7 protein-coding genes are annotated in these 11,745 nt (G+C 46.5%); all 7 read left to right on the top strand.

Translation table 11 applies throughout. The features are described from left to right. Positions 1–59 precede the first annotated feature (59 nt). The 7 genes from VNQ80_RS14670 to VNQ80_RS14640 all read left to right on the top strand — a co-directional run bounded on the left by VNQ80_RS14670 (position 60) and on the right by VNQ80_RS14640 (position 11,726). Entirely contained in the window at positions 60–812 is a 753-nt protein-coding gene (locus VNQ80_RS14670; protein ID WP_325639924.1) for an SDR family NAD(P)-dependent oxidoreductase, read from the top strand. Between the two features lie 2 nt (positions 813–814). Further along, the gene (locus VNQ80_RS14665) at positions 815–1,567 is read left to right on the top strand and encodes an SDR family oxidoreductase (RefSeq protein ID WP_325639922.1); all 753 of its coding nucleotides are present in this window, start codon (positions 815–817) and stop codon (positions 1,565–1,567) included. A 208-nt stretch (positions 1,568–1,775) separates the two neighbouring features. Next, a complete protein-coding gene (locus VNQ80_RS14660) occupies positions 1,776–4,031 on the top strand; it encodes a hypothetical protein (RefSeq protein WP_325639920.1) in 2,256 nt (751 codons plus the stop codon). A 44-nt stretch (positions 4,032–4,075) separates the two neighbouring features. Continuing rightward, on the top strand, positions 4,076–7,204 hold the full coding sequence (locus VNQ80_RS14655) for a TonB-dependent receptor (protein WP_325639918.1): 3,129 nt from the start codon (positions 4,076–4,078) through the stop codon (positions 7,202–7,204). Between the two features lie 130 nt (positions 7,205–7,334). After that, positions 7,335–9,230, top strand: a complete 1,896-nt coding sequence (locus tag VNQ80_RS14650; RefSeq protein ID WP_325639916.1) for a RagB/SusD family nutrient uptake outer membrane protein — start codon at positions 7,335–7,337, stop codon at positions 9,228–9,230. A 29-nt stretch (positions 9,231–9,259) separates the two neighbouring features. After that, the gene (locus VNQ80_RS14645) at positions 9,260–10,450 is read left to right on the top strand and encodes a DUF5000 domain-containing lipoprotein (protein ID WP_325639914.1); all 1,191 of its coding nucleotides are present in this window, start codon (positions 9,260–9,262) and stop codon (positions 10,448–10,450) included. Positions 10,451–10,478: 28 nt separating this feature from the next. Then, on the top strand, positions 10,479–11,726 hold the full coding sequence (locus tag VNQ80_RS14640) for a DUF4998 domain-containing protein (protein ID WP_325639912.1): 1,248 nt from the start codon (positions 10,479–10,481) through the stop codon (positions 11,724–11,726). The last annotated feature ends 19 nt before the right edge of the window (positions 11,727–11,745 follow it).

The raw sequence follows: 11,745 nt of genomic DNA, 5'->3' as shown, positions 1-11,745 counted from the left end.
CGACGAGTGACCTTCGGGAATAGCAGTGGAATAAATAGTATTAAATCTAATACAACTAAATGGATAGACGATTTCAAGGACAGGTTGCCGTGGTAACGGGTGGTGCGGACGGGCTGGGAAAAGGTATCAGCAAGCGGTTGGCAGACGAAGGGGCAACCGTAGTAATAGTCGATGCCGATGAGCATAGATTGAACGCCACACTAGAAGAATTTAGCGATAGCGAAGGTGTTTCAGGTTTTCCGGTGGACATCGCAGATGAGGAATCGGTACAGCGAGTGTTTGCAGAAGTAGCACGACGGTATGGGAAATTGGATGTGCTCGTGAATTCAGCGGGTATTGTTGGCCCTACAAGTACACCGATTACCGAATACGATACTGCGCAATTTGATCGGATTTATGGCGTAAATCTTCGGGGAGCTTTCTTAGTAACCAAATACGGGGTTGGATTGATGGAAAAAAGCGGCTACGGTCGTATCCTTTTGATTGCCTCGATAGCGGGTAAGGAAGGCAATCCCAACATGGTGGGATACTCGACAACGAAGGCTGGTGTCATTGGTTTGGTGAAGGCTGTAGGTAAGGAATATGCTACCAAAGGGATAACGGTGAACGGCCTTGCGCCGGCGGTAATTAAAACGGCGATGAATGCTGATACGGCGCCAGAGCAACTTAAATATATGACAGACAAGATTCCGATGGGCAGATTAGGAACCATTGACGAGGTGGCTGCTATGGCCACTTGGATTGTTTCGCCGGAGGCGAGTTTTTCAACCGGGTTTGTTTTTGATATTTCTGGCGGGAGGGCAACATACTAACGATGGAAACAAAGAAAGTAATTATACTTGGTGGATCATCAGGTATCGGAAAGGCCACTGCCGATCGATTCGCCAAAGAAGGTTATCGCGTGTTCATCGGGTCGTCAAACCGGCGTAAGGGTAACGACGTTTGTGCAGCGTTAGTGGGTGAGGGCCATCGGGCGTTTGAGGTTGACGTAAGGAACAGCGAGCATATCGGTGAACTGGCTAAATGGATTGAAACTGAGGTCGGCGGCTTCGACGTATTGGTCAATAGCGTAGGCGTTTCGCAGGGTATGCCGGCATTGGAAAGCGAATTTGAACAATGGGATAATGCGTTACAAGTGATGCTGTATGGTACGGTAAAGAGTTGCCGTTTGCTTGTGCCGCTGCTAAAAGACGGCGGCCGGGTGATTCACATCACCTCCATCCATCGGAACCGGGTGGAAAATGGCAGTTCGGCCTATGGGATGGCCAAAGCGGCAATTACTCAATTCACGCGTTCGTTGGCATTGGAACTGGCGCCACGGGGTATTTTGGCCAACACGGTCGCACCGGGATTTATTTGTACACCCATGTCGATTAAGGCACACGGTAACGAATTGGAATCGGATTGGTTCAGGGATAATTATATCAAATATAATCATTTACCACTGAAACGACCTGGGATGCCCGAAGAAGTGGCTGGAGTAGTTTGGTTCCTGGCAGGGTCAGATGCGTCGTATATGACGGGATCTGTGGTGACTGTGGACGGGGGGTTGATGATTACTTTTTGATGTCCGTAAATAGTGTATTATAACAAGCAAATAGGATGTTTTTAGCGACTATCATTTTTGAGGAATTTAGCGGATGTAAGAACCATTGCTTATAGGCCTAAGAAAGATTCTGCGAGCCATGGTTCTTTAATCAGGAAACATCAAACATAATATCAATGCTATGTCAGTTAAATGGTTGATATATTATATTTTAATTCAATTTCTCTCCATGAGCATTGCGTTGGCGCAAGGCCAGGGGGCCGGTGTTGTTATCGAGAACGAACGGTCGGTGATATTGGATGCCGGGCTCTTGAAGCGCGTATTATCGATAGATAAAACGGGAGTGCGCACGGAAGAACTTCATGTGGCAGAACAGAATTTGCTCTCGGGCCCAGCGTCGGAAATATCTTTCCGTATACATCGGGCCGTACCGAACATAGAGCCCCAAGGACTACGTGAATCAAAGGATGGCGACCCGGGTTTGATTTCATTAGCGGAAAATTTGGGAGAAACGGACGAGCTGCATGTGAACAATGACCATACGGTAGATGGGCAACAAGTGAAATGGACACCGGTAACCGTATGTCATGGATCTACCTTGGGGAGCGTATTTAACCATCATGTTATTATCCAATCCCAGCCCAATGCGGGAGTGGACCAACTAAGGGTGCGCTACAGAAGCAGCGGTATGGATAGCCTTGAGGGGTTGGCTGTTGATATCATTTATGAAATTCATGAGAAACATCCGGCCATCAGGAAGTGGGTGGAGATTACCAATGGGAGTGGGTCGTGGTTGAAGTTTGACAGCTTGATGATTGATGATATATGTCTATCCGCTGATTATCGTAACATCTCCGAGTTGACGCCTTCGGGTAGGGGAGCGGTATCCAGTATCCGGGCTTTTTCCGATAGCAGCCAGACCCACGGTGTGTTACAAGTGAGTGAAGTTCCTTCCGCGTTGCGTACCATTTCGACGGAGGGAAGCATGGGATATAATTTGGAACATTTCGAATGGGTATTGGGCCCGGCAGAGCAATTTAAATCCGAACCTGTTTTTACTTATGCCTATGCGGGACCACCCGCGAATACGATATCCGCAATTTCAACCGCCCTGGATAGGACGGTCGAAACCGACTTCCAGCAATATTTGCAGGAGGTAGTGGGCATAAAAACATTCGATCCTTCGTTATTTGCTCCTTTATGGTGCAGTTGGTCCAATTACGGGCCCTTAATCAATGACGAAAATATGCGGAAGGCGGCGGACATAGCTGCCGACATTGGGATAAAGACACTGTTATTAGATGCAGGTTGGTCTGAAGCAAATAGCCCGAGTGCTATTGCACGATTCAGCGTTGTTCCGGACTCAACGAACTTTCCTGATTTTAGTGAGACGACGGCTTATATCCAAAATAAAAGATTGAATGTGGGGCTATGGGTCACTTGCTTTCGGCACCCGACACGTTCGGCGGACCTGAAGGCATTGCCAACTGCATACAGCTATCCTAAAGTGGAGCGCGATGGAGCACTGGCAATGAGTTACGCCAGTAAGTGGCGCTTTTACTATGCATATGATTTGATTGCTTTACATGACCGTTACGATGCTACTTATTTCAAGCAGGATTTAACCAATATCAAATTCGGGGACATCGCTAGCGGACATGACAGCCGTACGCAAAAGGAATCACTATTGCGGGGGCTCCGGGGGTTGTTTGAAGCGCAGGATGCAGTTGCTCGTATGGCGCCTGACGTACACTTGGAATTGACCCATGAAATCTACTGGGGAACGCCCGGTACGCCGTGCGATGTCGCAGCCTTGAAATATGCGCATTATTTTCACGTACCGCCCAACGATTACGCGGGTGCGGGAAATCCGAGGCAACGTGCTGCCGTACAACGCCTGCAGAACACCGATAGCCTCCGTGCGCGGCTGATAGAAGGGTGTTGGAATGCGCGTCAGCAATTCTTTGCGCACAGGGGGTTGCCGCTGCGGTCTATCGAATATTACGGTGCCGCTACGGTGAATCTTGAAAACAGTTTGACACCAGCGATACAACAGCGGCAGCTTTGTAGTTGGTTTATGGGGGTGCCTAGTGTGTTCGCAGGTGATTTGGAATCATTGAGCGAACTGAATAAGACGACTTATCGGGAGGGATTCGCCTTGTTGGATCGGCTAAATAGGCAGTACGGTGTCTATGCACATTTTCAGTTTAGTGGTGTACCAGGCCCAACCGACACCGATTGGCACTGGTGGGGCAAACTCAACGAGCAGGGAAGTGGCGCGGTCGTGGTTTTGAGGGGAAGCGAAGGGCTTGCTAACCGGCAGATTAATGTGCCTTGGGTACGGCCCGATGGGCGCTATCGTGTGCATGCATGCTTCACTGATCAGGAAGTTGGAATATTTTCTGGTGACGAATTAATACGTGGAAAATTGACATTGTCATTGGACCGATACGGGCAGGAGATCCTCGAAATCACGTCTATCTAGAAAGACGAGACATTCTTTAATATTTTGTAATCAATTATATAATCATGAGAAAAATAAGTACGAAAAAAAGTTGTTTTGTGCTGTTTCTGTGCTTGCTGGCCAATGTTGCGTTGGTATCGGCACAAGCGGTCCGGGTAACCGGGAGCGTAAAAGACACGACTGGTATTTTGCCTGGCGTAACGGTACAAATTAAAGGTACCAGTCAGGGCACTCAAACGGATGAAAACGGTAATTATGTCGTCGATGTATCAAGCCCATCAGCTGTTTTGGTATACTCCATGGTTGGTTATGTCAGCCAAGAAATTGAAGTAAATCAATTGACAAAAATCGATGTGGTTTTAGCAGCCGACCCCAGTGCATTGGATGAAGTGGTGGTAGTAGGATTTGGACAACAGAAGCGAAGTGATATGGTCGGGTCTGTAACTTCCGTCAGTGCGAATGATTTGAAGAAAAACCCATCAAGCAATTTAACAACTGCTCTTGCGGGCCGGGTAGCCGGTATGATTGCCTACCAGCGGAGCGGAGAGCCGGGTCAGGATAATGCTGATTTTTTTATTCGGGGAGTCACGACATTCGGGTATAAGGTAGATCCATTGATTCTGATCGACAACATGGAAGTAACCACCACCCAATTGGCCCGCCTTCAACCGGATGATATCGCCAGCTTCAGTATTATGAAAGATGCTACGGCCACTGCCGTATACGGAGCCCGTGGGGCCAACGGCGTTATACTGGTAACAACGAAGCAAGGACAGGTAGGTAAAGCTGCCTTGTCTTTCCGAATTGAGAACTCCCTCTCCACGCCCACAAGGAATGTGGAGTTGGCTGACCCGGTGACGTTCATGAAGCAATATAATGAGGCGGTGTATACGCGCACGCCCCTTGGGCAAATCAATCCGAATACAGTACTGTATTCGGATGAGAAAATCATGAATACTGAACTCGGTTTGAATCCGTACGTGTACCCAGCAAATGACTGGCGGAAGATGATGTTTAAGGATTACGCGATGAACCAGCGGATGAATCTCAATGTAAGCGGTGGTGGCGGAGTAGCACAATATTTCGTTTCAGGCACCTTTAATCGGGATAACGGAGTGCTTAAAGTAGATAACCGCAACAACTTCAACAATAACATCGACTTAAAAAGCTACTCGCTCCGTTCAAACGTAAACATCGGTCTTACGAAGACCACGGACATGGTCGTTCGGTTAAACGGTAATTTCGATGACTATACCGGGCCTATATGGGGCGGTGCCGACATGTATCGGCGTGTGGTGAGGTCGAACCCTGTTCTTTTTCCAGCATACTTCCCTAAAGATCAGCAACACCAGCGTGTTAATCACATTATGTATGGGAATTACGATACCGGCAATTATCGAAATCCGTATGCGGATATGACACGAGGATATAAGGATTACGCATCGTCGACAATGGCGGCACAACTCGAACTCAAACACGACTTTTCTTATTTGACGGAAGGCTTGTCTATCGAAGCGATGTTTAATACCAACCGATATGCCTATTTCGATATGGTACGGGCGTATAATCCTTTTTATTATACACTCAATGGGTATGACCGGTTTACCGATACTTATGGCATCAGCAACGTCAACGAGGCTACCGCGACAGAATACCTCAGCTATGAACCGGGGGTTAAAACCGTCAACTCTTCGTTCTACTTGCAATCCATCGTAAATTATAACCGGAATTTCAACCAAAAACATGGAATAAGTGGCTTGCTGGTATTTATGATGCGGGAATATCTCGATGCTAACGCTGAAGAACTTCAGCTGTCATTGCCTTTCCGGAATTTGGGCTTATCCGGCCGGGCAACCTATTCGTTCGACAATAGGTACTTCGCCGAATTTAACTTTGGCTACAATGGTTCGGAACGGTTCCACCAATCCAGACGGTATGGCTTTTTCCCATCGGCCGGTTTAGCTTGGAGCTTATCCAACGAAAAATTCTTCGCACCCGCACGAGATGTTGTATCCAATCTCAGGTTGAGAGCTACGTACGGCTTCGTTGGCAATGATGCGATAGGATCTCCCCAAGATCGCTTCTTTTACCTATCCAATGTGAACATGGATGATGGAAGCCGGGCGGCGACCTTTGGCCGCGATCAAACCTATATCCGGAACGGAATCTCATTGGGACGCTATGCGAACGAGGATATTACTTGGGAAACCGCGCTGAAGCAGAATTACGCACTTGAATTGGGGTTATTCGATAAAATAAATCTCCAAGCTGAATATTTCTATGAGTACCGCAAGAATATCTTAATGACAAGGAGTTACGTGCCCATTACAATGGGGCTTTCTGCGCCGATACGGGCCAACGTGGGAGAGGCGTCTTCCCAAGGCGTAGATGCATCCGTTGACTATCAGCAGTCGTGGTATAACGGATGGTGGCTATCGATGAGGGGTAATTTCACATATGCTACGAATCAATACCGGCAATTTGAAGAACCGCAGTATAGCGAGTCCTACCGTTATCGCGTGGGCAACTCCATTAACCAGTGGTATGGTTATATCGCTGAGAAGTTATTTGTAGACGACTATGAAGCTTATAATTCCCCGGCCCAGCCTTTTGGCGAGTATCGGGGGGGCGATATCAAGTATTTGGATGTGAATAATGATGGAAGGATCACGGAAGATGACATTGTCCCTATCGGCAATCCGGTGGTTCCAGAAATTGTATATGGTTTTGGGTTTTCAGCGGGATATAAAGGGCTGGATTTCTCCGCTTTTTTCCAAGGGCTTGCGAATGAGTCATTCTGGATTGACGTCAGTTCACCCAATAGTACCTATCCTTTTGTCGGCGATACGCAACTGCTAAAGGCCTACGCCGACAGCCATTGGGCTGAAGACAATCAAGATGTCTACGCGCTTTGGCCAAGGCTCAGCACAACCCTAATCAATAATAACGCACAAACCAGTACTTGGTTTATGCGTGATGGGACGTTTTTACGACTGAAGCAGGTTGAAGTGGGTTATTCGTTGCCGGCCGGTGTGCAGAAGAAATTGCGGACCAGTAATTTCCGGATTTTCGTGAATGGTAGCAATCTGCTGACATTTAGCAAATTTAAACTTTGGGACGTGGAAATGGCCGGAGACGGGTTGGGTTATCCGGTTCAACGCGTATATAATATCGGATTAAACGTCAATTTTTGACAAACGTAAGGTAACCAAATCAATTTTATTATGAACCCGACATGTTTAAAATAATTATTAAGCACATAGGGCAATAATTGTTTTAAACATCAAAGGCTCCATCTGACAACTGAATTAAAAAAATAAACAGATGAATAGTAAGCAATTTAAATATAGGTGTTTGGCGTTGATCGTAGGCCTAAATACCCTAGTAGCATGTGACAGTTATTTGGATATCGTGCCGGATAATGTCGCTACGCTCGATAACGCGTTTACCGTCAGAACGCAGGCAGAGAAGTTTTTACATACTTGTTACTCCTATATGCCGAGAAATGGTGATTTAGGATCCGACCCTGCCATGTTGGGTGGTGATGAAATCTGGCGGATCAATGAACGGGGCGGATCGATGTTTGAAATTGCTCGTGGGCTGATGAATGTAGTGAATCCGTATGGCGACAATTGGCAGTTGATGTACCGTGCGCTTAGAGACTGTAATATATTCCTTGAAAACATAGAAAATGTAACCGATATGGAAGCTCCCGAGCGAGCGAGGTGGGCCAGTGAAGTTAAGTTTTTGAAGGCATACTATCATTTTTGCTTGGTAAGGATGTATGGTCCCATTCCACTTATTAAAGAAAATCTTCCGATATGGGCCGATCCCGACGAGGTAAAGGTGATGCGTGATCCGGTCGATTCATGCTTCAATTACATTGTTGATTTGATCGACGAGTCATTGGAATACTTGCCTACTGAGATCGCTAACCCCATGGACGAACTTGGCCGGGTTACCGCCGCCATAGCGCTCAGCATGAAAGCGAAGGTATTGGTTACCGCGGCTAGCCCTTTGTTTAACGGCAATCCTGACCAAGTGGGCTTAAAAAACCCCGATGGACAACCTTTGTTTAATCCCGAATTTGATGTTGCCAAATGGGCAAGGGCGGCTGAAGCCTGTAAAGAAGCCATAGAAGCCTGCCATGATGCTGGTTTTAGCCTATATTATTTTCAACCAGAATTTGGGCAATATGCGCTTACGGATACCATCCTCACACAGATGAACATACGCAACAGCCTAGCTGAGAAATGGAACAGTGAGGTCATTTGGGCCAACACGCAAACCAGATCAAACAGTATTCAAGTGTTGGCCACAACCTTCATTGACCCGCGGTATCTGGATAATTGGCCACTGCGGGGAGAACTTTCTCCCCCGATGAAGCTTGCTGAAATGTTTTATTCTCAGCATGGTGTACCTATCGAGGAGGATAAAACGTGGAACTACAGTGCGAGATATAACCTTCGCGAGGCAACGGAACAGGACGAGTTGTACATTCGGAAGAATTTCGTTACAGCCGGTTTGCATTTTGATCGGGAGCCGAGGTTCTACGCTGACTTAGGGTTTGATGGAGGTGTGTGGTATGGACAGGGTAAATATGACGATAAGCAACCAGATGAGTTGTTTTATCTGGAAGCCATGGGAGGGCAGCGAAACGGCAGCAACTTGGCAGATCGCGGCACCATAACGGGTTATTTCATAAAAAAATACATCCACTACCAAAATGTTATCGGTACTGGCACGAGCTACTCTGTTACCTCATATCCTTGGCCTATTATTCGGTTAGCCGATGTATACTTGTTATATGCGGAAGCATTAAATGAATCTGGCGGTCCAACAGCGGAGGCTTATAAGTATATAGATTTGGTTAGAGCTCGCGCCGGTCTTAGCGGAGTAGAGGAATCGTGGGCTGAATATTCGAACCAACCGAATAAACCTAATGAAAAAGACGGGCTGCGGGAGATTATTCAACAGGAGCGGCTTATCGAACTGGCTTTTGAAGGCCACCGTTTCTGGGATATCCGTCGATGGAAAGACGCAACCACGGTCTTAAATCAACCTGTCGTTGGCTGGGACTTGAAACAGCAAGTCGCCAGCGCATATTACCGGCCAAAGGTAGTATATAACCAAACATTTAGTACGAAAGATTACTTCTGGCCTATAAAAGATGAGTACATCATCGTGAATCGAAATCTGGTGCAAAACATAGGATGGTAAGTAATAGACTGTCTAATAAAGTAAATGTTATGAACATAAAAAGCATAATCCCCATTGTATTCACAGGGATAGTGATTGGGGTCTTTAGTTGCTCAGAAGTTGAGCGTTTAGACCACTTGGATCCCGATAAGCCTGCACCGGCACAGGTGACAGGTCTGGAAATTAGTGCCACACCCGGAGGAGCAATAATTACCTACGAACTTCCCGATGATCCCAACCTTTCTTATGTAAAGGCCGTTTATGAAATCCAACCCGGTGTAATGCGGGAAACAAAAGCATCGAGGTATTACGATACGTTGCGGGTAGAGGGTTTTGGCAATACCGGTAGTCATCCGATTAAAATTTTTAGTGTAGGTAAAAATGAAAAAACGTCCGAACCGGTTGAAATTTCCGTCAATCCGCTAACACCACCTGTGTTATCAGTATTTAGTTCGATCGACTTGGACGCAACATTCGGTGGTGTGAAGGTTGCTTTCGAAAATGCTAGCAAAGCCAATTTAGCTATCGTGGTAATGGTTGATTCAAGCGGCCAGAATACGTGGGATCCAATAGCTACATTTTTTACCAGCAGTGAACGTGCTATATATTCAGCCAGAGGCTTGGATGATGAAGAAAAAAGAATCGGATTGTTTGTTCGCGACCGCTGGGGGAATAGGTCGGACACGCTTGTGAAATTGCTCACTCCATTATACGAAGAATTTATACCGAAAGACAATTTCAAATTGATTAAGCTACCCAGTGACACCTGGCAGAACACCTTCAACTACAACATAGAGAAGATATGGGATGGTGTTACCAATAACTCCGAAAACGTATGGATCGTATCTGCAACGTATTCGGTGCCTCAATGGTTCACAGTAGATCTAGGCGTATCGGCCACCTTTAGTCGAATGAAAGTCTATCAACGGGCCAATTATCCCTACATCGCACCGATGATAAAGGCATTTGAGATTTATGGTAGTAACAACCCTGATCCCGATGGCGGATGGAACAATTGGGAGTTATTGGGCGCTTTTACCTCGGTAAAACCTTCCGGGCTGCCATTTGGATCCACCACTACAGAAGATGTCGAATATGCTGTAATCAATGGGGAAGATTTTGACTTCGATGGAACGATGGCGACCCCTGTCAGGTACATTCGATTTAAGACCTTGGAGACGTGGGCCCCGGGAGGCGGTGTACAAACCTCTGAGATTTCATTTTGGGGACAGATAAATTAATGCAATTTGATTTTAAATCGGAGAGATCATGAATAATAAGTTGTTAATATTTTGGATATTGGGATGGTGTGTGCTACTCGGTTCCTGTAAAAAGATGGATCGTACCTATGAGGAGCACATAGAAAGGGGTGGTCGGATTTATACGGAGAGGCCAACAAATGTTACGGTGAGCAGTGGCCGGGAACGAGTGAAAATCAGCTGGCCGAAAGGACCGGATCCAAGTGTGGTCAAAGCACGAATTTTTTGGAATGTATTTTCGGATTCTACCGAGATTCCCGTAGCGTCCACTATCGATACCGTTAACTGTACGATCGAAAATCTTCCGGAAGGCAATTACTCTTTTGTTATTGTCACTTATGATAAAGCGGGGAATCGTTCCGTACCGTTGGAAGTATTTGGGAATACGTATGGTGAAAAGTACCAAGCCCAGTTGTTGGATAGACCGGTTTTAACTTCTCAGCAAAAAAAGAATGGAGAAATGTTTATTGTTTGGGGTATAGCTGACACGGCGGGGGGGGCGTTTGCTACCGAAATCAAATATGTAAACCTTGCCGGAGATACTGTACATAGAAATGTCGATGCGATAGCCGATTCGACATTTTTTCAGGACTATTTAACCGGGACTTCCTATTTTTATCGGACGCTTTTTCTCCCTGACTCCAACGCACTCGACATGTTCCGAACGGCCTATTCCGAGCAGCAGGTGGAAGAATATGTGCCGCCTTTAATGATAGATGTCAGTAGCCGCTACCTTAAGAATTTCGAGGCGCCATTCCAACGCGAGGCGTACGACGGTGCCCGATGGGGGACATTAAAAGATTGGGTAACAAACGATGCGATGCACAATCAGGGTCCTGCTGGTAATAAAATTTATGGAGGATATGACAATATCAATAACTCCGGATCGTTCGGTCTGCAGAAATGGGGGGATGGAGATCCAGCGATTGTAAATGGAAAGATTTATCAGACCGTGACATTGCCGGCGGGCGATTATGAAGTAATATGGACAACTGAGGGCAACTCGGCTGCGGTAAATCGTGGTACCGCAGAGCGATATCTGGTGGTGGCTAAGGGCGGCGTTCTTCCAGATGTCGCTGATTTGGATGACGCATTAGGTAAAGTTTCGTTTGTGACAGGCGTGGATCGCTTCAATGTCAAAGTGAATTTTTCGTTGGAGGAATCCACCGAAGTCTCGATTGGTATTTTGGTTAACTTTACCAGCGGTCAACAAGCGGTAAGAGCAGGTGCGCTCTATTTATGGGGACCCGATTTATAAAGGGAACATTTAGTTAATG

This window comes from Parapedobacter sp., assembly GCF_035556095.1.
GTDB lineage: Bacteria > Bacteroidota > Bacteroidia > Sphingobacteriales > Sphingobacteriaceae > Parapedobacter.
Note: the sequence above shows the minus strand (reverse complement) of the source record. Positions and strands in the feature narration are given on the sequence as shown.